This window comes from Amycolatopsis camponoti (genome assembly GCF_902497555.1).
Classification (GTDB): domain Bacteria; phylum Actinomycetota; class Actinomycetes; order Mycobacteriales; family Pseudonocardiaceae; genus Amycolatopsis; species Amycolatopsis camponoti.
Genome location: NZ_CABVGP010000002.1, coordinates 1,713,851 through 1,738,266, shown reverse-complemented (window position 1 = coordinate 1,738,266; position 24,416 = coordinate 1,713,851). Strand labels below are relative to the sequence as shown.

2 protein-coding genes (1 of these 2 cut by a window edge) are annotated in these 24,416 nt (G+C 74.5%); both read right to left on the bottom strand.

Annotated features, from left to right (window positions below; translation table 11 throughout):
* A protein-coding gene (locus AA23TX_RS28515; RefSeq protein WP_230862744.1) for a type I polyketide synthase crosses the window boundary here: on the bottom strand, positions 1–171 show its start. 8,658 nt of this gene lie to the left of the window's left edge; only the first 171 of its 8,829 coding nucleotides appear in the window; its start codon is at positions 169–171; its stop codon lies off the left edge, out of view.
* Positions 168–24,416 (bottom strand): type I polyketide synthase, encoded by a 24,249-nt coding sequence (locus AA23TX_RS50310; protein ID WP_439328794.1) that lies wholly within the window; start codon positions 24,414–24,416, stop codon positions 168–170. Before AA23TX_RS50310 ends, AA23TX_RS28515 begins: the two co-directional genes overlap by 4 nt.

Sequence of the window (24,416 nt, the reverse complement as noted above, 5' to 3'; positions counted from 1 at the left end):
CAGCTGTTCGGGGGTGCGCACGCCACCGGGGAACCGGCAGCCCAGGCCGATCACCGCGACCGGCTCGGCCTCCCGGTCCTCGACCTCGCGCACCCGCTGGTTCGCCGCCCTCAGGTCGGTGGTGACCTTCTTGAGGTAGTCGAGCAGCTTCTTCTCGTTGTCGGAGGTCACGCCCCGAACTCCTTGTCGATCAGGTCGAACAGCTCGTCGGCGGACGCGGCCGCGACGTCGTCCGGCTGTGGTTCTTCGGGGGTGGTGCCGGTCCACCACGCGAGCAGGCTCCGCAGCCGCTCGGTGATCTCCTCGTGGCCCTCGTAGCCCTCGGGCAGCGACGCGAGGGAACCGCGCAGGTCGTCGACCAGGCCGTTCGCGCTCGGCGCCGGCGGCGCGATGGCTTCGAGCAGGTAGCCCGCCAGCTCGGCGACGGTCGGGTAGTCGAACACCAGGGTCGCGGGCAGCCGCTTCCCGGCGACCGCGCCGAGCCGGTTGCGCAGCTCGACCGCGGTGAGCGAGTCGAAGCCCAGCTCGCTGAACGCCTTGCCGGCGTCGATGTCCACTGTGGACGCGTGCCCGAGCACGGCGGCGACCTGGCCGGTCACCAGCTCCACCACGAGGTCCTCGCGGTCGGCGACCGGCGTCGCGGCCAGCCGCTCGGCCAGGCCGGCCGGCTCGGCCTTCGCCGCGGCCGCGACCGCGCGCCGCGCCGGGGCGCTGACGAGCCCCCGGAACAGCGGGGCCACCGCGCCCGACGACGCCAGCGCGGCCGTGTCGACCCGCATCGGCACCACCGCCGCCTCGCCGGCGGCCACGCCCGCGTCGAGCAGGGCGAGGCCGAGCTCGGCCGACAGCGGCAGCAGCCCGGCGCGGGCCATCCGGCCGAGATCCGTCTCGGTCAGCCCGCTGGTCATGCCGACGGCGGCCGACCACGGGCCCCACGCCAGGGCCACCGCGGGCAGCCCGAGGGCGTGCCGGTGGGTGGCGAAGGCGTCCACGAAAGCGTTTGCGGCCGCGTAGTTCGCCTGTCCCGCGCCGCCGAACAGGCCGGCGGCCCCGGAGAACAGCACGAACGCGGTGAGGTCGGCGTGCCGGGTCAGCTCGTCGAGGTGCACCGCGGCGTCGACCTTGGGCCGCAGCACCTTGTCGAGGCGGGCGGCGTCCAGCGAGCCGACGACGCCGTCGTCGAGCACCCCGGCGGTGTGCATGACCGCCCGCAGCGGGTGGTCGGCGGGGATGCCGTCGAGCAACGCGGCCAGCGCGTCGCGGTCGGCCGCGTCGCAGGCCGCCACCGTGACGGTCGCGCCCAGCCCGGTCAGCTCGTCCCGCAGCTCGGCGGCCCCGTCGGCGGCGAGGCCGCGACGGCTGGTGAGCAGCAGGTGCCGGGCGCCGTGCTCGGTGACCAGGTGCCGGGCCAGCAGCCCGCCCAGGCCACCGGTGCCGCCGGTGATCAGGACCGTGCCCTCGGGGTCGAGCGGCGCGGGCACGGTCAGCACGACCTTGCCGACGTGCTTGGCCTGCTGGAGGTGCTTGAACGCCGCGGGCGCGCGGTGGACGTCCCACGCGGTGACCGGGATCGGCCGCAGCACGCCGCGGCCGAGCAGGTCGAGGACCTCCCGCAGCATCTCGGCGATCCGGTCGGGACCGGCCTCGATGAGGTCGAACGCCTGGTACGCGACACCCGGGTGAGCCGCGGCGACCTCGGCGGGGACCCGGACGTCGGTCTTGCCCATCTCCAGGAACCGGCCGCCGCGTGGCAGGAGCCGCAGCGACGCGTCGACGAAGTCCCCGGCCAGCGAATCCAGCACGACGTCGACGCCGCGGCCTTCGGTCGCCGCGAGGAACCGGTCCTCGAAGTCGAGGGTCCGCGAGGACGCGATTCGGTCGTCGGCGAGGCCGTGCTCACGCAGCGCGTCCCATTTGCCGGCACCCGCGGTGCCGAACACGTCGGCGCCGAGGTGCTTCGCGAGCTGGACGGCGGCCATGCCGACGCCGCCCGCGGCCGCGTGGACCAGCACGGTCTCCCCCGGCCGGACACCGCCGAGGTCGACCAGCGCGTAGTAGGCGGTGAGGAACACGATCGGCACCGACGCCGCTTCGGCGAACGACCAGCCGTCCGGGACGCGGGCGACGAGCCGCTGGTCGGCGACGGCGAGGGGCCCGAACGCGCCGGGGAACATGCCGAGTACCCGGTCGCCGACGGCGAGCCCGGTGACATCCGGGCCGACCTCGGTGACGACGCCGGCGCCTTCCAGGCCCATCGCCCCGGCCTCGCCGGGGTACATGCCGAGGGCGTTGAGGACGTCGCGGAAGTTGACGCCCGCCGCGCGGACGGCGATCCGCACGTGGCCGTCCGGCAGCGGCCCCGCGACCTCGGGGCACGGCAGCAGGGTGAGGTTCTCCAGGGTGCCCTTGTCGACGATGTCGAGCCGCCAGTGCCCGTCCTTCGGGGCGCTGAGCACGCCACCGGCCGTTTCGGCGCGGACCAGCCGGGCCGCGTGCGGTTCACCGTCGCGAAGGGACAGTTGCGGTTCTCCGGTGGCGAGCGCGGCCGGGACCGCGCCGTAGGACGCTTCCTCCCCGTCGACGTCCACCAGCAGGAACCGGTCCGGGTTCTCGGCCTGGGCCGAGCGGACCAGGCCCCAGACGGCGGCGTTGGCCAGGTCGGTCACCTCGCCGCGGTGCGCCACCGCGCCGGAGGTGACGAACACCAGCTTCGCGCCCTCCAGGGCTTCTTCGGCCAGCCAGCGCTGCACGATGGCCAGCGCCGATCCGGTGGCCGCCCGCACCTCGCCGGGCAAGTCCGTCGCGCGGCCCGGCACGAGCGGCGCGAAGACGACCTCGGGTGGCGTGCCGCCCTCGGCGAGCAGTGCGTCGATGTCCACATAGGACTTCAAGGGGCCGGACGTGCCGAGCTGGACGCCGAGCTTGTGCTGGTCCGGGCCGAGGACGGCCCACGTTCCGGTGTCCGGTTCGGACCCGGGGTCCAGCGGGATCCAGTCCACTTGGAACAGCGAGTCGCGCAGCCGGCTCGGCTCGGTCAGCATCTCCGAGGAAACCTGGCGCATCGCGAGGGAGTCCACCGTCGCGACCGGGTGGCCCGACGGATCGGCGATGGTCAGCGCCAGTGCGTCCGCCCCGGCCAGGCTGAGCTTGACGCGCAGGGCGTCGGCGCCGGACGCGTGCAGGGTGACTCCCGACCAGGAGAACGGGAGCCTGCTCTGCCCGGACCCGGCCAGGGGCAGGTAGAGCAGCGCCTGCAGGGCCGCGTCGAGCAGGGCCGGGTGCAGGCCGAAGCGGCGCGCGTCGTCGCGAGCCGCTTCCGGCAGCGCGATCTCGGCGAACACGTCGTCACCGTGGCGCCAGGCGGCGGTCAGGCCGCGGAAGGCGTCCCCGTAGGCGAACCCGCCCGCCGCGTACGTTTCGTAGAAGTCTTCCACGGCAAGAGGTTCCGCCTGCGCGGGCGGCCACTCGGCCAGCGGTTCGCCGGGATCCCCGGCTCTGACGGCGAGCAAGCCGGTGGCGTGCTGGACCCAGTCCTCGGTGCCTTCGATCCGCGAGTACGCGCTGAAGGTGCGCGTCCCGTCGTCGCCGGGTGCGCCGACCGAGCACTGCAGCTGGACGCCGCCGCGCTCGGGCAGCACCAGCGGTGCGGCCAGCGTCAGCTCCTCCACGCGGGCGCAGCCGGCCTGGTCCGCGGCGCGGACGGCCAGCTCCAGGAACGCGGTGCCCGGCAGGAGGACCTGGCCCATGACCTCGTGCCCGGCCAGCCACGGGTGCGTGGACAGCGCGAGCCTGCTGGTGAAGAGCAGCTCATCGGAGCCGGCCACGGAGACCGACGCGCCGAGCAGGGGGTGGTCGACCGCGGTGAGGCCGGCGGCGGTGACGTCGCCGAGCGGCATGCCGGACAGGTGCGGCCAGAAGCGCTGGTACTGGAACGCGTACGTCGGCAAGTCGACCCGGCGCGCGTCCGTTCCGGCGAACACGGCCGTCCACTCGGGACTCTGCCCGTGGACGTGCAGCTCGCCGACGGCGGCCAGCACGCTGACCCGCTCGTCGCGGCCCTTGCGCAGGGTCGGGATCGCGACGGCCGCGTCGACCATCGGCGTGAGAACGGCATCCGGCCCGATCTCGACGAACCGGTTGACGCCCAGACCCCGCAGGGTCGTGAGGGCGTCGGCGAACCGCACGGCCGCGCGCACCTGGCCGACCCAGTACTCCGACGTCAGCGCGGACGCGACCGCACCGGTCACCGTGGACACGATCGGCACGCTCGGTTCGGCATAGGTGATCCGCTCGGCCACCGTCGCGAATTCGGCCAGCATCGGGTCCATCAGTGGCGAGTGGAACGCGTGCGAGACCGTGAGCCGCTTGGTCTTGCGGCCCAGCGCGGTGAAGTGCTGCTCGATCCCGTCGAGGTCGTCGCCGGAGACCACGACGGACGTCGGCCCGTTGATCGCGGCGATGCTCACCCTGTCCGTGAGCAGCGGCGTGACCTCGTCCTCGGTGGCGGACACCGCCAGCATCCCGCCATCCCGGGGGAGAGCCTGCATCAGGCGGCCGCGCGCGGCGACCAGGCGGCACGCGTCGGCGAGGGAGAACACCCCGGCGACGTGCGCGGCCGCCAGTTCGCCGATCGAGTGCCCGGCCAGGTACTCCGGCCGCACGCCCCACGACTCCAGCAGGCGGAACAGCGCCACCTCGACCGCGAACAGCGCCGGTTGGGTGTAGCCGGTCTCGTTCAGCAGGTCCTCGTCGCCGAAGACGACGTCGGCCAGCGGCCGGTCCAGCTCGGTGTCGAAGTGCGCGCACACCGCGTCGAACGCCTCGGCGTACACCGGGTACGCCTCGTACAGCTCGCGGCCCATGCCGAGCCGCTGTGCGCCCTGCCCGGTGAAGAGGAACCCGATCCGGCCCTCACTCGCCGGGCCGGGCAGGGGTCCGTCGGCGAGGTCGCGCAGACCCCGCAGCAGTTCCCCGGATTCGCTGCCGACCACGACCGCGCGGTGCTCGAACGCGGTCCGGCCGGTTGCGAGGGACCAGCCGACGTCGGCCGGGCGCTCGCCGGTGAGGTGGTCGGCCAGCTGCGCGGCCTGGGCCCGCAGCGCCGCCTCGGACCGTCCCGAAAGGACCCACGGCACCGGACCGGACCACGTCGGTTCGGCCGGAGCGGGTTCTTCGGGGGCCTGCTCGACGATCACGTGCGCGTTGGTCCCGCTCACGCCGAACGACGAGATCCCGGCGCGGCGCGGGTGCCCGTCGGGCGGCCACTCGACGGCGTCGGACAGCAGCCGCACGTCGCCCGCGGTCCAGTCCACATGGGACGACGGGACGTCGGCGTGCAGCGTCTTCGGCAGCAGGTCGTGTCCCAGTGACAGGACCATCTTCATGATCCCGGCCGCGCCGGCGGCGGCCTGCGTGTGCCCGAGGTTGGACTTGACCGAGCCGAGCCACAGCGGCCGGTCGCGGTCCTGCCCGTAGGTGGCGAGGACGGCCTGCGCCTCGATCGGGTCGCCGAGCACGGTGCCCGTGCCGTGCGCCTCGACGGCGTCCACTTCGGACGCACGGAGCCCGGCGTCGGCCAGCGCCGCGCGGATGACCCGCTGCTGCGACGGTCCGTTCGGGGCGGTGAGGCCGTTCGACGCGCCGTCCTGGTTGACCGCGCTGCCGCGGACCAGCGCGAGCACCGGGTGCCCGTTGCGGCGCGCGTCGGACAGCCGCTCGAGAAGCACCATGCCGGCGCCCTCGCCCCAGCCGGTGCCGTCGGCGTCGTCGGAGAACGCCTTGCAGCGGCCGTCGAGCGCGAGGCCGCGCTGGCGGCTGAACTGGATGAACCCGGACGGCGTCGACATGATCGTGACGCCGCCCGCCAGTGCGAGGGAGCACTCCCCCGACCGCAGCGCCCGCGCGGCCAGGTGCACCGCGACCAGCGAGGACGAGCACGCCGTGTCGACCGTGACGGCCGGGCCTTCGAGGCCGAGCGCGTAGGAGATGCGGCCGGACACCACGGATCCCGCGTTGCCCGTCATGGTGTAGCCCTCGACGCCTTCGTCGTCGCCGAGCGCGAGGAGCGGGGTGTAGTCCTGCCCGTTGGAGCCGGCGAACACGCCGACCGGGCCGCCGCGCAGCGACGCCGCGTCGATCCCGGCGCGTTCGATGGCCTCCCAGGCCGTTTCGAGCAGCAGGCGCTGCTGCGGGTCCATGGCCAGGGCTTCGCGCGGGTTGATGCCGAAGAACGCGGCGTCGAACCGGCTGGCGCCGTCGAGGAACCCGCCGCGGCGGGTGTAGGACGTGCCCTGGTGGTCGGGGTCCGGGTCGTAGAGCGCGTCGAGGTCCCAGCCGCGGTCGTCGGGGAAGTCGGTGATCGCGTCGGCGCCGCCGGAGAGCAGCGCCCACAGGTCCTCCGGCGAGCGCACGCCGCCGGGGAAGCGGCAGGCCATCGAGACGATGGCGATCGGGTCGTCTTCGACGGCCTTCGGCGTGACGTCCACTGTGGACGTCGTCTCGGCCGGTTCGCCCAGCTCGCCCTTGAGGTGCGTGACCAGGGCGGTCGTCGTCGGGTAGTCGAAGATCAGCGTCGCGGGCAGCTTGAGCCCGGTGGCCGCGGACAGGCGGTTGCGGAGGTCGACCGCGGTGAGCGAGTCGAACCCGAGGTCGGTGAACGCCCGGTTCGGCTCGACCTCGCCCGGCCCGCCGTACCCGAGGACGCCGGCGACCTGGGTGCGGACGAACTCGAGCACGTCGCGTTCGCTCAGCCCGCCGGCCGGGGTGGTCTCCCCCGCGGTCTCGATCGCCGCGCGGGCCTCGGGGATGCCGAGCAGCAGCGGGCTCGGCCGGACCGCGGTGAACGACGGCACGTACCGCGCCCAGTCGACACCCGCGACGGTGAGCGTCGTCTCGCCGTGGTCGAGGGCCTGCTGCAGCGCCGAGATCGCCAGCTCCGGGTCGAGCGCGTGGATGCCGCCCAGGCGCTGCCGTTCGGCGACGGCGGTGGCGTCGGCCATGCCGGTGTCGGCCCACGGACCCCACGAGATCGACGTCGCGGGCAGCCCGAGCGAGCGCCGGTGGTCGGCGAGCGCGTCGAGGTAGGCGTTGGCGGCGGCGTAGTTGCCCTGGCCCGGCCCGCCCCAGACGCCGGCCGTCGAGGCGAAGGAGACGAACGCCGACAGGTCGAGGTCCTTGGTCAGCTCGTGCAGGTGGAACGCGGCCAGGGCCTTGGGCTTGAGCACGCCGGCGAGGCGGTCCGGGGTGAGCGCGGACAGCACGCCGTCGTCGAGGACACCGGCCGCGTGGATGACGGCGTTCACCGGGTGCTCGGCCAGCAGCGCGGCGACGGCGTCGCGGTCGCCGACGTCGCAGGCCACGACGGTGGCGTGCGTGCCGAGCGCGGCGAGTTCGTCGCACAGCTCGGTCGCACCCGGGGCGTCCGCGCCACGACGGCTGGTGAGCACCAGCCGCTCGGCGCCGCGGCCGGCGAGCCAGCGGGCGACCTTCGCACCCAGCGCGCCGGTACCGCCGGTGACCAGCACCGTGCCGTCCGGCGTCCACTCGCGGTCCGGCGTTGCCGAACCGAGCGGCGACCGCAGAAGCCTCCGGGCGAAGACGCCGGACGCGCGGACGGCGACCTGGTCTTCGTCCGTCGCCATCGCGGCGACCACGCGGGCGACCGCGCGGTCGTCGAGGTCGGCGGGCAGGTCGAGCAGACCGCCCCAGCGGCCGGGGTGTTCGAGCGCGGCGACCCGGCCGAGGCCCCACACCGGCGCCTGGGCCGGGTTGCGGAGCGCGTCGGCCTTGCCGGTCGACACGGCGCCGCGGGTGAACGTCCACAAGGGAGCGTCGATCTCGCGGTCGCCGAGCGCCTGGATCAGCGTGACGGTGTCGACGAGCCCGCGGTAGGACTCGTCGGTGCCGAGCAGCGACACGATCCCCGCCGGTTCGACCTCCCCGAGCCGCTCCGCCAGGGTGGCGCGATCGATGCCGGATTCGACCTCGACGGTGACGGTCTCGGCCCCGAAGCGGTCCAGGGGAAGAGCGTCGCCGCCCGGACGGCGGACGACGAGCCACGTCCCTTCGAGACGCGGAGAGCTGTCGACGGTGACCGGCTGCCAGCCGACGCGGTACCGCCAGTTGTCCACTGTGGACTCTTCGCGGCGTTGCCTGCGGTAGGCGGCGAGCGCGGGCAGCAGGCCCTCGACGGCGGACGCGTCCAGTCCGAGCGTCTTCGCCAGCTCGCCGGCGTCGTCGCGTTCGACGGCCGACCAGAACCCGGCGTCGGCGGCGTCCGAGGCCGCGGCGACGTCACCCGGGCCGGGCAGCGTCGGCCAGTAACGCTGACGCTGGAACGGATACGTCGGCAGGTCCACCATGGACCCGGTCAACGCGAAGTCCACGTCTACGCCGCGCGCCCACAGCTCACCGGCCGACGTCAGGAAGCGGGCGAGACCGCCTTCGTCACGGCGCAGCGAGCCCGTGACGACGACGTCGTCGAGGGTCCCGGCGATCGCGGTGCCCAGCACGGGGTGCGCGCTGGACTCGACGAACACGCCGAAGCCCTGCTCGCCGAGCGCCACGGTGGCGGGCGCGAACAGCACGCGCTGCCGCAGGTTCCGGTACCAGTACGCGGCGGTCAGCTCGGTGGTGTCGAGCCAGTCGCCGGTGACGGTCGAGTAGAACGGGATCCGCGCTTCTCCCGGGGAGACCGGTGCCAGCACTTCCAGCAGTTCGGCCTCGATCGCCTCGACGTGCGCGGAGTGCGACGCGTAGTCGACCTGGACCTTGCGAGCCCGGACGCCGTCGGCGGTGCAGCGGGCCACCAGCGCGTCGACCTGGTCGGGGTCGCCGGAGACGGTGACCGCGGCGGTCCCGTTCAGCGCGGCGAGGGACAGCCCGGGCGGCAGTGCGATGTCCTCGGCCGGCAGGGCGATCGACGCCATCGCGCCCCGGCCCGCCAGCGACGTCCGGATCACCTGGCTCCGCAGCGCGACGACGCGGGCACCGTCCTCGAGGGACAGTCCGCCGGACACGCAGGCGGCGGCGATCTCGCCCTGGGAGTGCCCGATCACGGCGTCCGGCCGGACGCCGTAGGACTCCCACAGCGCGGCGAGTGAAACCATGACCGCCCAGCACGCCGGCTGGACGACGTCGACGCGCTGGAGGGCCTCGGCGTCGCCCAGGACGTCGGTCAGTTTCCAGTCGACGAAGGGTTCGAGCGCGGCGGCGCACTCGGCGAGCCGCTCGGCGAAGACCGGCGCCGCTTCGGCGAGTTCGAGGGCCATGCCGACCCACTGCGAGCCCTGGCCGGGGAAGACGAACACGGTCTTGCCGGGCGTCCCGGCGACCCCGCGCACGGCGGGATCGGCCAGGCCGGCCAGCAGCGCGTCCCGGTCGGCACCGACGACGACGGCCCGGTGCTCGAACGCCGACCGCGTGGTGGCCAGCGACGCCGCGACATCGTGAATGTCGTTTGTAGACAGTGTGGTGGCGAGCCGTTCGGCCTGACGCTGCACGGCGTCGGCGGTCCGGCCGGACAGCAGCAACGGCACCGCGGAATCCGCATGTGCGGCCGGTTCCGGGGTCTCCTCGGCGAACTGCTCCAGGATCACGTGCGCGTTCGTGCCACTCATGCCGAACGACGAGACCCCCGCGCGACGCGGGCCGTCGGAGAGCCACGGCCGGGTTTCGGTGAGCAGGCTGACGTCGCCCGCCTCCCAGTCGACGTGCGGCGACGGAACCTCCGCGTGCAGCGTCTTCGGCAGCAGGCCGTGCCGGATGGCCTGGACCATCTTGATCACGCCGCCGACGCCGGAGGCCGCCTGCGCGTGCCCGACGTTGGACTTGAACGAGCCCAGGTACACCGGCCGGTCCGCGGGCCGCTCGCGCCCGTAGGTGGCGATGATGGCCTGCGCTTCGATCGGGTCGCCCAGCTTCGTGCCGGTGCCGTGCGCCTCGACGACGTCCACATCGGACGTCGTCAGCCGCGCGTTGGCCAGCGCCCGCCGGATCACCCGCTGTTGCGACGGCCCGTTCGGGGCGGTGAGGCCGTTGGACGCACCGTCGGAGTTGATCGCGGAGCCCTTGATCACCGCGAGCACGCGGTGGCCGTTGCGCTCGGCGTCGGAAAGCCGTTCCAGCATGAGCATCCCGGCGCCCTCGGCCCAGCTCGCGCCGTCGGCGTCGGCCGAGAAGGGCTTGCTGCGCCCGTCCGCGGCCAGCGCCCGCTGGCGGCTGAACTCGACCAGCGAGACCGGCGTGGACATGACGGTCACGCCGCCGGCGAGGGCGAGGGTGCAGTCGCTCTCCCGCAGCGCCTGGCAGGCCCAGTGGATCGCGACCAGCGACGACGAGCACGCCGTGTCGATCGAGACCGCGGGCCCTTCCAGGCCGAAGGTGTAGGCGACGCGGCCGGAGAGCACGCTCGGCGAGTTGCCGGTGCCGAGGAAGCCCTCGAAGCTGTCGGTCGCGGCGCCGAGGAGGCCGCCGTAGTCCTGGTAGGTGATGCCGGCGAACACACCGGTGCGGCTGCCGCGCAGCGTGGCCGGGTCGATCCCGGCGCGTTCCATCGACTCCCAGGACACCTCCAGCAGCAGGCGGTGCTGCGGGTCCATCGAGACGGCCTCGCGCGGGCTGATCCCGAAGAAGCCCGGGTCGAACGCGCTCGCGTCGTGCAGGAACCCGCCCTCGCGGGCGTAGCAGGTGCCCGGCGCGTCGGGGTCGGTGTCGTAGAGCGCCTCGAGGTCCCAGCCGCGGTCGGTGGGGAACGGCGAAATCGCGTCGCCGCCCTCGGCGACCAGCCGCCAGAGGTCCTCGGGGTCCGCGATGCCGCCGGGGTAGCGGCAGGCCATGCCGACGATCGCGATCGGCTCGTCGACCCGGGTGACGGCCTCGGTGGTCTCCTCCTCTTCCCCGAACAGCTCGGCGTGCAGCGCCTTCGCGAGCGCGACCGGGTTCGGGTGGTCGAAGACCGAGGTCGCGGGCAGCCGCAGGCCGGTCACGGTGTTCAGCGCGTTGCGCAGCTGGACGGCGGTCAGCGAGTCGACGCCCAGCTCCTTGAACGCCCGGTCGGCGCCGACCGCCTCCGGCCCAGCGTGGCCGAGCACCAGCGCGGCCTCGGTCCGGACGATCTCGAGGAGGGCCCGGTGCCGGTCGGCCTCGGGCAGCCGGGTGAGCTTCTGGTGCAGCGCGTTGCCCGCGTCGGCGACCGCGGCGACGACCCGGCGGGTCCGGGCCTTCGCCGGGGTGTTCTCGGCGACGCGGAGCGCGCCCCTCGTCCCCAGCAGGTCGAACGTCTCGCCGGGACGGCAGGCGAGCGCACTGTGGGCGACGGCTTCGAGCACCGCGGTCTGCGCCGCGACCAAGCCCTCGCCGCCGGCGGTGGTCAGCACCACGAGGTCGACGTCCAGCTCGGCGAGGTTGAAGGCGATGTCGGCGCGGTCGCGCAGGTCGGCCGCGCCCTCGGCGAGTCCGATGTGGACGGCCGTGGTCACGTCCGGGAGGTCCCGGAGCGCTCGCGCCAGCTCGTAGCGGTCCGCGGGATCGCAGGAGATGAGTTCGGCGCCCGGCAGGCCGGCCGCACCGAGCACGACGAGCCGCTGGACCCCCCGGTCTTCGACGAGGTGCCGCGCGACGGCGGCCCCCAGCTCGCCGGACGCCCCGGTGAGCAGCACGGTGCCTTCGGGTTTCCAGGCGTCCGGGGTGACCGCGCTCGGCCGAGGCTCGTAGCCGGCGTCGCCGCGGATCGCGAACCGATCCGCGGCGGGCTCGACGGCGGCGCCGTCGACGAGGGCGAACCGTCCGGGGTGCTCGGCCAGCACCGGCTCCACGGCACCCCAGACGGCGGCTTCCACCACGTCGGGAACTTCGCCACCGGTCACGGCGACCGCGCCGCGCGTCACGAACACCAGCCGCGCACCGGCGAACCGGGGGTCCGCCAGCCAAGCCTTGACCAGCGCCGATGCCCGCTGCGCCGAAGCCCAGACGGCCCAGGTGGGGTCGTCGGTGTCGGCGGGGCGGCAGGAGGCGAACACGACCTCGGGCACCTCATCGGCGGCCGCCAGCTCGGCGAACTCCTGGTAGGTGGGGAGGCCGTCGAGACCGAGGTCACCGATCGCCGCGGCCGGTCGTGAGTGGGAAACAGGGTTAGAACACTGTTTCCCACTCACGACCCACTCGACGCGGCGGTGCGTGGCGGCCGGTGCCGACCGGGTCGCCGGGCGCAGGACCACCGATTCGGCCGTGGCCACGACCTGGCCGGTCGGGTCTGCCAAGGTCAGCTGGACGGCGGTGCCCGTGCGGCGCAGGCGGACGCGCAGCTCGGTCGCGCCCGTCGCGTGCAGGCTCACACCCGACCACGAGAACGGCAGCATGTCCGGCAGGTCGGCGAACGCCAGCGCGTGCAGCGCCGCGTCGAGCAGCGCCGGGTGCACGCCCCAGCCGTCGACCGAAGTGCCCGCGGGCAGCGCGACCTCGGCGAACACGTCGTCGCCCGCGCGGTACGCGGCGCGCAGCCCCTGGAACGCCGGGCCGTAGGCGAACCCGGCTGCCTCCCGCCGGTCGTAGTAGTCCCCGACCGGCAGCGCGTCAGCGGGCGGCCACTGCGTCAGGGCGTCCGAAGTGGACAGACCGGTGGCCAGGAACCCGGCGGCGTGCCGGACCCAGCCGTCGCCGCGGGTGTGGATGGCGAACGCGCGCCGTCCGGCACCGTCCGGGGCCTCGACGCGGACCTGCACCGGCACTCCGCCGCGCTCGGGCAGGACCAGCGGGGCCTCCAGGACCAGTTCTTCGACCTGGTCGCAGCCGGCTTCGTCGGCCGCGCGCAGCGCCAGCTCCACGAAACCCGCGCCGGGAAACAGGATCTCGCCGTCGACGCGGTGCTCGGCCAGCCAGGGCGTCGTGTCGACGGAAAGCCGGCCGGTGAGCACGACGCTGTCCGCGCCGGCCAGTTCCACGGCCGCGCTCAGCAGACCGTGCCCGGCGTCGGACTGGCCGAGCGACGCGGGGTCGCCGTCGACGTCCGGCACCTCCAGCCAGTACCGCTCGCGCTGGAACGCGTAGGTGGGCAGCTCGACGCGCACGCCGTCGTTCAGCACCCGGGCCCACTCGACGCCGCCGCCGTCGACCTGCAGTTCGGCGAGCGCGGAGAACAACGTGCGGGCTTCGGGGCGGTCGGCCCGCAGCACCGGCACGGCGAGAAGATCATCGGAACACTCGGCGACCATCGCGGACAGGACCCCGGCCGGGCCCAGTTCGAGGAACCGGGTCACGCCGCGCCCGGCCAGCGTGCGGACGCCGTCGGCGAACCGGACGGTGGCGCGGACCTGGCGGACCCAGTACTCCGGGTCGCCCAGCTCGGCCGCCGAAGCGAGCGAGCCGGTGACGTTCGACAGCACCGGCACCGTGGGCTCGTGGTAGGTCAGCCCCGCCGCCACGGCGCGGAAGTCGGCGAGCATGCCGTCCATCCGGGCCGAGTGGAACGCGTGGCTCACCCGCAGGCGCCGGGTCTTGTCGAACGTCGCCGCCACCGCGAGCACGGCGTCCTCGTCGCCGGACAGCACGACCGACGACGGCCCGTTGACCGCGGCCAGCGACACCCCGTCGGTCAGCAGCGGCGTGACCTCGTCTTCGGTGGCCGCGACGGCCACCATCGCCCCGCCCTCGGGCAAGGCCTGCATGAGCCGCGCGCGGGCGGCGACGAGCGTGCACGCGTCCTCGAGCGACAGCACCCCCGCGACGTGCGCGGCGGCCAGTTCGCCGATGGAGTGACCGCCGACGAAGTCGGGCCGTACGCCCCAGTCTTCCAAGAGCCGGTACAGCGCCACCTCGACCGCGAACAGCGCGGGCTGGGTGTACTCGGTCCGGTCCAGCAGCTCGCCGTGGTCGATGACACCACGCAGCGGCCGGTCCAGCTCGACGTCGAAGTGCGCGCAGACCGCGTCGAACGCTTCGGCGAACGCCGGGTACTCGCGGTACAGCTCGCGGCCCATGCCGATCCGCTGCGCACCCTGCCCGGTGAACAGGAACGCGGTGCGGCCGGGCGCGGCCGTCCCGCGCACCACCGCGGCGGACTTGCGCCCTTCGGCCAGCGCCGCGAGCCCGGTCCGCAGTGCGGCGTCGTCTTCCGCCAGCACGACGGCGCGGTGTTCGAACGCCGAGCGGGTCGTGGCCAGGGACCAGGCCAGGTCGGCCGGGTCGGTGTCGACGTGCTCCAGCAGCCGTGCGGCCTGCGCCCGCAGCGCCGCCTCCGACCGGCCGGACAGCGCCACCGGGACGAGCCCGGTGCGCCGCGGCCGCGGCAGGTCGGGCTCGGTCGCGGGAGCCTCTTCGATGATGACGTGGGCGTTGGTACCGCTGACGCCGAACGCCGAGATCCCGGCCCGGCGCGGACGGTCGTCGGCCGGCCACGGCATCGCTTCGGTGAGCAGCGAGACGCTGCCCGCCGTCCAGTCCACTTCGGACGAAGGCTGCGCGGCGTGGAGGGTCTTCGGGAGCAGTCCGCTTCGGAGGGACAGCACCATCTTGATCACGCCGGCGACCCCCGCCGCGGCCTGGGTGTGCCCGAGGTTGGACTTCAGCGAGCCGAGCCACAGCGGGCGCTCGCGGTCGTGGCCGTACGTGGCCAGCAGGGCGTGCGCCTCGATCGGGTCGCCGAGGCGGGTGCCCGTGCCGTGCCCTTCGACGGCGTCCACATCGGACGGTGCCAGGCCGGCGTCGGCGAGCGCGGCGCGGATCACCCGCTGCTGCGACGGGCCGTTCGGGGCGGTCAGGCCGTTGGACGCGCCGTCGGAGTTCACCGCCGAGCCGCGGACCACGGCCAGCACGGTGTGCCCGAGCCGCTCGGCGTCGGAAAGCCGTTCCAGCACCAGCATGCCGACGCCTTCGGACCAGCCGGTGCCGTCGGCGCCGTCGCCGAACGCCTTGCAGCGGCCGTCCGGCGCGAGGCCGCGCTGCCGGCTGAACTCGACGAACGCGGCGGGGTTGGCCATCACGGCGACGCCGCCGGCCAGCGCCAGCGAGCACTCGCCCGAGCGCAGGGACCGGGCGGCGAGGTGCAGCGCGACCAGCGAGGACGAGCACGCGGTGTCCAGCGTGACGGCCGGGCCCTCGACGCCGAGGTGGTAGGCGATCCGTCCGGAAAGGACACTGCCCGCGTTGCCGGTGAGCAGGTGCCCGCCGAGGCCCTCGGGGGCTTCGCGCAGACCGGCGGCGTAGCCCGAGACGCCCGCGCCGACGAACACGCCGGACTGGGTTCCGGCCAGCGACCGCGGATCGATCCCGGCGCGTTCCAAGGCCTCCCAGGAACTTTCGAGCAGCAGTCGCTGCTGCGGGTCGGTGGCCAGCGCCTCGCGCGGGCTCATCTCGAAGAAGGCGGCGTCGAACTCGCCGGCGCCGGTCAGGAAGCCGCCGTCGCGGGAGTAGCTCTTGCCCTCGGCGTCGGGGTCGGGGTCGTAGAGGCCTTCGACGTCCCAGCCACGGTCCCCGGGCCACGCCGAAATGGCGTCGCCGCCGTCGGCCAGCAGCCGCCACAGCTCCTCCGGCGAGGTGATCCCGCCGGGCAGGCGGCAGCTCATGCCGACGATCGCGATCGGCTCGTCGGCTTCCTGGGCGCGCGGGGCCGGGACGAGCGTGTCGTCCGCGCCGAACAGCTCGCGGCCCAGGAAGTCCGCGAGGACAGAGGCGGACGGGTGGTCGAAGACGAGCGTCGACGGCAGCTTCAACCCGGTGACCGCGCTCAGGCGGTTGCGCAGCTCGACGGCGGTCAGCGAGTCGAAGCCCAGGTCGCGGAAGGGCCGGTCCACCGCGACGGACGCCGGGTCGGCGTGCCCGAGCGCGGCCGCGGCTTCGCGCTGGACGAGGTCCAGCAGCTCGCCGGCGGACAGCTCCCGGCGCCGGGCGTCCTCGACCGGGACGTCGAGGGCGGCCCGGACCTCCGGCAGGTCGCCGAGCAGCGCGCTGGCGCGGACCGAGGTGAAGCCGGGCGCGAACCGGGCCCAGTCGACGTCGGCGACCGTGACGGCGGTGTCGCCGGACTCCACGGCCCGGCGCAGGGCGGTGAGCGCCAGTTCCGGGTCCAGGGGCCGGAGGCCGCGGCGGCGCAGGTGGTCTTCCGCGCCTTCGGCGGCCAGCATGCCGCCGCCCGCCCACGGGCCCCAGGCCACCGACGTCGCGGCCAGCCCGGCCGCGCGGCGGCGGTGGGCGAGGCCGTCGAGGTAGGCGTTCGCGGCCGCGTAGGCGCTCTGGCCGCCGCTGCCCCAGACCCCCGCGATCGAGGAGAACAGCACGAAGGCGTCGAGTTCGCGGTCGCCGAGGACGGCGTCGAGGTTCTCGGCACCGGCGAGCTTCGCGGCGGTGTAGCCGGCGAACTCGGCCACGCCGAGCCCGTCGAGCGGGACGGACTGCGCCACTCCGGCGGCGTGCACGACGGCTCGCAGCCCGTCGATGCCGCCGACCAGCTCGGCGACGGCTTCGCGGTCGGTGACGTCGCAGGCCGCGATGGTCACGGTGACGCCGAGGGCGGTCAGCTCGTCACGCAGCTCCGGCGCGCCGGCGGCGTCGAGACCGCGGCGGCTGGTCAGGACGAGGTGTTCGGCGCCGGTGCGGGCCAGCCGGCGGGCGACCCCGGCGCCGAGCGCCCCGGTCCCGCCGGTGATCAGCACCGTGCCGCGCGGCCGCCAGGACGTGCCGGACGTCGTCGCGGGCGCGCGGTCGAGGCGGGCGGCGAACACGGCGGAGTCGCGGACGGCGACCTGGTCCTCGGTCCCGCCCAGGACGCCCGCCAGCCGGGCGACCGCGCGGTCGTCGAGGACGGCGGGGAGGTCGACCAGGCCGCCCCAGCGGCCGGCGTGTTCGACGGCGGCGGTGCGGCCGAAGCCCCACAGCGCCGCCTGGGCCGCGCTGCGGACCGCGTCGGCGCGACCGACGGAGACCGCGCCCGACGTGGCGCACCACAACGGCGCGGCGTCGCCGAGTGCCTGCACCAGTTCCAGGGTCGCGGCGAGGCCGACGGTGATCCCGGGCGCGTCCGGTGCGGGACGCTCGTCGAGGGCGAGCAGCGACAGGACACCCGCGTAGTCGCCGTCCAGCGCGCCGGGCAGGTCGCCGGCGCGCACCGGACGGCACTCGATCCCCGCGGTCAACGCGGCCAGGGCCGGCGGCTCGACCCCGCGCTCCGGGAGTACCAGCAGCCAGGTGCCGGACGTCCCCCTGGGCTTCCCGGTCAGCGGTCGCCAGTTCACGGTATAACGCCAGTCGTCCACAGTAGACAGTCCGACGCGGTCGCCGTGCCACCGCGCGAGCAGCGGCAGGGCGGTTTCGAGGCCGGTCAGCTCGGCCTCGGGAACGTCCAGGGTCGAGGCGAGCGCGGACAGGTCCGCGGTCTCGACCGCCGACCAGAACTCACCGTCCACTCCGCTCACCGGGGCAGCGGCTTCGGGCTTGCGCGGCCAGTAACGCTCGCGCTGGAAGGGGTAGGTGGGCAGCACGACGAACGACGCCGGGCGCAGCACCGCGGACCAGTCCGGGGCGTGCCCGGCGACGTGCAGGTGGGCCAGCGCGGCGAGCAACGTCCGCTCCTCGGGGCGGTCCTTGCGCAGCGTCGCCGTCGCGGGCAGGGTCTCCTGCGCCAGGGCGGCGAGCACGCCGTCCGGGCCCAGCTCGACGGACTCCGTGACGCCCAGCCCGCTCAGCGTGTCGACGGCGTCGGCGAACCGCACCGGCTCGCGGACCTGGCGCACCCAGTACACCGGCGTCAGGATCTCGTCGCCGGCCAGCCGGCCGGACACCGTGGACACCAGCGGGATCTTCGGCGCGTGGAAGGTCAAGCCGTCGGCGACGGCCGCGAACGCGTCCAGCATCGGGTCCAGCAACGCCGAGTGGAACGCGTGCGACACCGTGAGCCGCCGGACCTTCCGGCCCAACGCGGCGAAGTGCTCCTCGACCGAACCGACCGCGCCGGCTTCACCGGAGACGACCGTCGCTTGTGGACCGTTGATGGCCGCGAAACCCGCGCCGTCGCCGAGCACGACGGCGACCTCGTCCTCGGTGGCCTGCACGGCGAGCATCGCGCCGCCCGTGGGCAACGCCTGCATCAGGCTCGCGCGGGCCGCGACCAGCCGGCAAGCGTCCTCGAGGGACAGCACCCCGGCGACGTGCGCGGCGGCCAGCTCGCCGATCGAATGCCCGGCCACGTAGTCCGGCCGGACGCCCCACGACTCCATGAGCCGGAACAGCGCCACCTCGATCGCGAACAACGCGGGTTGCGTGTACCCGGTCTCGTCGAGCGCCGACGCGTCACCGAAGACGACCTCGCGCAACGGCCGGTCCAGCTCCGCGTCGACCAGCGCGCAGACCGCGTCGAAGGCGTCCGCGAACACGGGGAACCGCTCGTACAGCTCCGCACCCATCCCGACGCGCTGAGAACCCTGACCCGAGAACAGGAACGCCGACTTCCCGGCGGCCCGCGTCCCCCGGACCAGGTTCGCCGCCGGACCGCCGGCCGCGAGGGCTTCGAGACCGGTCGCCAGCTCCGCGAAGTCCGCACCGAGCACGACGGCCCGGTGCTCGAACGCGGCCCGCGCACCCAGACCGGCAGCGACAACGGCGACGTCGGTGTCCCCCAGCCGCAGCAGGTCCCGCGCGGCGTCCCGGAGCGCGGCCTCGGACCGGCCGGACAGGACCCAGGGAACCAGACCTTCCGAGGCGGCCGGAGTCTCGGTCGCGGGCACGCCTTCGAGGATGACGTGGGCGTTCGTGCCGCTGACGCCGAACGACGACACGCCCGCGCGGCGGGGTCCGTCGTGCTCCGGCCAGTCCCGTGACTCGGTCAGCAGCGCCACCGCGCCGCTGTCCCAGTCGATGTGCCGCGACGGCCGGTCGACGTGCAGCGTCTTCGGCAGCAGGCCGTGACCCAGCGCGAGGACCATCTTGATGATCCCGGCGACGCCCGCCGCCGCCTGCGTGTGCCCGATGTTGGACTTCAGCGAACCCAGCCACAGCGGGTGTTCGCGGTCGCGGCCGTAGGTCGCCAGCAGGGCCTGGGCCTCGATCGGGTCACCGAGCGTCGTGCCGGTGCCGTGCGCCTCGACGGCGTCCACATCGGACGGTGCCAGGCCCGCGTTCGCCAGCGCCGCCCGGATCACCCGCTGCTGCGAGGGCCCGTTCGGCGCGGTCAAGCCGTTCGACGCGCCGTCCTGGTTCACGGCCGAGCCGCGCACCAGCGCCAGCACCGGGTGCCCGTTGCGGCGCGCGTCGGACAGCCGCTCGACGAGGATGAGGCCGACACCTTCACCCCAGCCCGTGCCGTCCGCGCCGTCGGCGAACGCCTTGCACCGGCCGTCCTCGGCCAGGCCGCCCTGCTTGCTGAACTCCAGGAACGCGCCCGGCGTCGTCATCACGGTCACGCCGCCGACCAGCGCCATCGACGACTCGCCCGAGCGCAGCGACTGCGCGGCCCAGTGCAGCGCGACCAGCGACGACGAGCACGCGGTGTCGACCGTGACGGCGGGACCCTCCAGGCCCAGCACGTAGGAGATGCGGCCGGAGACGACCGAGCCGGCGTTCCCGGTCCCGGCGTGCCCGTCCGAACTGCCTTCGCCGGACTCGCGCAGCAGTGCCGCGTAGTCCTGCCCGTTGGTTCCGATGTAGACACCGACCTGGGAGCCACGCAGCGACAGCGGATCGATGCCCGCGCGCTCGAACGTCTCCCACGAGGTCTCCAGCAGCAGCCGCTGCTGCGGGTCCATCGCGAGGGCTTCGCGCGGCGAGATCCCGAAGAAGCCGGCGTCGAAGTCCGCGACGGCGTCGAGGAAACCGCCGTGACGCGTGTAGCTGGTGCCCCCGTGGTCGCGGTCCGGGTGGTACAGGTCGGCCAGGGGCCAGCCGCGGTCCTCCGGGAAGGTGCTGACGGCGTCACGACCGCCCGCCAGCATGTCCCACAGATCCTCGGGCGACCGCACGCCGCCGGGCAGGCGGCAGGCCATCGACACGATGGCGAGCGGTTCGTCTTCGACGGCAGTAGCGGATCCCGTGACGACCGGCGTCGCGGCGGACCCGGCCAGCTCTTCGCGCAGGTACGTGGCGACGGCGGCCGGGGTCGGGTAGTCGAACACCAGTGTCGCGGGCAGCGCGCGCCCGGTCGCGGCGCCGAGGCCGTTGCGCAGCTCGACGGCGGTCAGCGAGTCGACGCCGAGGTCCTTGAACGCCCGCCCGGGCTCGACCGCCTCCGGGCCGGGGTAGGCGAGCACGGCGGCGGCCCGGGTGCGGACGACGTCGAGCAGGAGCGTCTGCTGGTCCTCGGTGGACAGTGCGGCCAGCCGCGCGACGAGGGGTTGCTCTTCGCGGGTGGGCATCGCGTCCCGCGCCTCGGGCAGGTCGCCGAGCAGCGGGCTGGGGCGGGTGGTGGTGAAGCCGGGCACGAACTTCGCCCAGTCGACGTCGGCGACGATCGGGTTCGCTTCCCCGCCGCCGATCGCGCGGCGCAAGGCGGCGACCGCCAGCCGCGGGGCCATCGGCGGCACCCCGCCCCGGCGCATCCGGTCGGCGACCAGGTCGTCGGCCGCCATGCCGCTGCCGCCCCACGGGCCCCAGGCCACGGAGGTGGCGGGCAGCCCGGCGGCGCGGCGCTGTTCGGCGAGCGCGTCGAGCCCGGCGTTGGCGGCGGCGTAGGCGGCCTGTCCGACGGCGCCGAGGCTGCCCGCGAACGACGAGAACAGCACGAACGCGGACAGCGCGCGGTCACGGGTCAGTTCGTCGAGGTGGCGCGCGGCGTCGAGCTTGGGCCGGAAGACGGTGTCCAGCTGCTCGGCGGTGACGCCGTCGAGCACGGCGTCGTCGAGGACGCCGGCGGTGTGGATGACGGCGTCGAGGCCGGGCAGTCCGGCGAGGAGCCCGGCCACGGCGTCGCGGTCGGCGACGTCGCACGCGGCGAGGGTGATGCGGGTGCCGAGCGCGGTCAGCTCGTCGCGCAGCGCCGCAGCGCCCGGGGCGTCGAGACCGCGGCGGCCGGCCAGGACGAGGTGTGCGGCGCCGGCTTCGGCGAGCGTGCGCGCGACGACCGCACCCAGCGCGCCGGTGCCACCGGTGATCAGCACGGTCCCGGCGGGCGACCACGGCTCGGCGGCCGGGCCGGTCGTCCGCCGCAAGCGGCGGCCGAAGACTCCCGACGCGCGCAATGCCACCTGGTCCTCGGCCGAGTTCAGGACGGCCACCAGCCGGTCGAGAGCGCGCTCGTCCAGCTCGTCGGGCAGGTCGACCAGGCCGCCCCAGCGCTGCGGGTACTCCAGCGCGGCGACGCGGCCGAGCCCCCACAGCGGAGCCTGGTCCAGCGCGGTCAGCGGGTCGGACTGCCCGGTGGAGACGGCACCCCGCGTCGCGACCCAGACGGGAGCGGTCGCGGTGCGGACCAGCTCGATGGTGCGCAGCAGGGCCTCGGTGTCCCAGGCCAGTAGCGAAAGCACACCGTCCACAGCGGAGTGCTCGGCCAGCCGGTCGAGCGTGACGGGGACGAACCCGCGGCTCACCAGAGCGTCGAGCACCGGCGACGAGAAGTCTTCCGGAACGACGGCCAGCCAGGTCCCGGAGAGCGGCTTCGGCGCCGGGGAAACCGGGGTCCAGCCGATCCCGTACCGCCAGGCATCCACAGTGGACTTTTCCTGGCGCTTCGCGCGATAGGCCGACAGCGCGGGCAGGAGGTCGCCGAGCGCGCCCTCCGGCAGGTCCAGCACGTCGGTGAGGGTCCCGGTGTCCACAGCGGACCAGAACTCGTCGTCCCCGGTTCCGGTGGGGACCGACGGCTCCAGCCAGTAACGCTGACGCTGGAAGCGGTACGTGGGAAGGTCGACCCGGTGGCCGCCGCCCAGGAGGGCCGCCCAGTCGGGTCCGTGGCCGGACACGTGCATCCGGGCGAGCCCGGTCAGCGCGGCGGTCGTCTCGGGACGGTCGCGGCGCAGTAGCGCGGCCACGGCGGCACCGGTGGGCACGCAGTCCTGGACGAGCGCGGCCAGCGCGCCGTCGGGGCCCAGTTCCAGGAAACCGGTCACCCCGGCCTCGGTCAGCCAGCCGACGCCGTCGGCGAAGCGCACGGCCTCACGGACGTGCGAAACCCAGTAGCCGGGCGAAGTCAGCCGGTCGGCGAGGGTGCCGGTGACGTTGGAGACGACCGCGATCTTCGGCGGGTGGAAGGTGAGGCCGTCGAGGACCCGGCGGAACTCGGCCAGCATCCCGTCCATGCGCGCGGAGTGGAACGCGTGCGAGACGTCGAGCCGTTTCGTCTTGCGGCCCACCCCGGCGAACCGCTCGGCGGCGGCCAGCACGACGTCCTCGTCACCCGACAGGACCAGCGAATCCGGGCCGTTGACGGCGGCGATCGAGACCCCGTCAGCCGGCACCACCTCGTCCTCGGTCGCCTGCACGGCGACCATCGCGCCCCCGGCGGGCAGCACCTGCATCAGCCGGCCACGCGCGGCCACCAGCGTGCAGGCGTCAGCCAGGGAAAGCACTCCGGCCAGGTGGGCGGCGACCAGTTCGCCGATCGAGTGGCCGAGCAGGTAGTCCGGCTGGTAGCCCCAGGACTCGGCCAGCCGGTACAGCGCCACCTCGACCGCGAACAACGCGGGCTGGGTGTACGCCGTCTCGTCGAGACGTTCACCCGATTCGATCACCGTCCGCAGTGGATGGTCGAGGTGGCGGTCGAACTCCGCGCACACCTCGTCGAACGCGGCGGCGTAGACCGAGAACCGTTCGTGCAGCTCGCGTCCCATGCCGATGCGCTGGGAACCCTGGCCGGTGAACAGGAACGCCAGCTTTCCCGGCCGGATCGTGCCGCGCACCAGGCCCGGCGCCGCACCGTCCGCGGCGAGGGCGTCGAGGCCGCGCAGCAGTTCTTCCCGCCCCTCGGCGAGGATGACCGCGCGGTCGTCGAGAGCGGCCCGGCCGGTGCCGAGCGACCAGGCGAGGTCGGCCAGGTTTTCCTCTGAGGCGATGTTCCGGATACTCGCGGCCTGCTCGCGCAGGGCGGCCGCGCCCCGCGCGGAGACCAGGAACGGCCAGGGCCCGGCCGAAGCCGGGATATCCTCGGCCTCGGCCGCGGGCGGTTCGGAAAGCAGGACGTGGGCGTTGGTGCCGCTGACGCCGAACGCGGACACCCCGGCGCGGCGGGGCGCGTCGCGCTCCGGCCACGGCATCGGCTCGCCCAGCAGCTCGACCGACCCGGCCGCCCAGTCCACGTGGGACGACGGCTCGTCCAGGTGCAGGGTGTGCGGCAGGTGCCCGTGCCGCAGGGCCAGGACCATCTTGATGACGCCGGCCGCGCCGGAGGCGGCCTGGGTGTGCCCGATGTTGGACTTCACCGCGCCGACCCGCAGCGGCCGGTCCGCCGGGCGGTTCTGCCCGTAGGTGGCCAGCAGTGCCTGAGCTTCGATCGGGTCGCCCAGCGTGGTGCCGGTGCCGTGCGCCTCGACGACGTCGACGTCGGCGGGCGAAAGACCGGCGGAAGCCAGGGCCGCGCGGATCACCCGCTGCTGCGACGGGCCGTTCGGGGCGGTCAGGCCGTTGGACGCGCCATCGGAGTTGACGGCCGAGCCCTCGACGACGGCGAGCACGGGGTGGTTGCGGCGGCGCGCGTCGGACAGGCGCTCGAGCAGCAGCAGGCCGACGCCCTCGCCCCAGCCGGTGCCGTCGGCGGCTTCGGCGAAGGGCTTGCAGCGGCCGTCCCCGGCGAGGCCGCCCTGGCGGGCGAACTCGAGGAACACGGCCGGGGTCGACATGATCGTGGCGCCGCCGGCCAGCGCGAGGGAGCACTCGCGCTTGCGCAGGGCCTGGCAGGCGAGGTGCAGGGCGACCAGCGCGGACGAGCACGCCGTGTCGACGGTGACCGCGGGTCCTTCGAGGCCGTAGCTGTAGGCGAGCCGCCCGGACAGGACGCTGCCCGCGTTGCCGGTGAGCAGGTGCCCGGCGACCTCGCCGGTCTCACTGCCCAGGCCGTACCCGGACGGCGTCGAGCCGACGAAGACCCCCGCGGACGTCCCGGCCAGGGAGCCGGGGTCGATGCCGGCGCGTTCGAAGACCTCCCACGAGACTTCGAGCAGCAGCCGCTGCTGCGGGTCGGTGGCGAGCGCCTCGCGCGGGCTGATGCCGAAGAACGCCGGGTCGAACGTCGTGGCGGTGTCGATGAACCCGCCCGTGCGCGCGTAGTCGCCATCGCCGAGGTCCCAGCCGCGATCGGCCGGGAACGCCGACATCGCGTCGGTCCCGTCGGAGACCAGGTCCCAAAGATCCTCCGGGGAGGTCACGCCGCCGGGGAACCGGCAGCCCATCGCGACGATCGCGATCGGCTCCTTCTCCCCCGCCTCCAGCTCCTGGAGGCGTTGCCGGGTCTCGGCGAGGTCGGTCGTAACCCACTTCAGGTAGTCCCGGAGCTTCTCTTCGTTCACCAG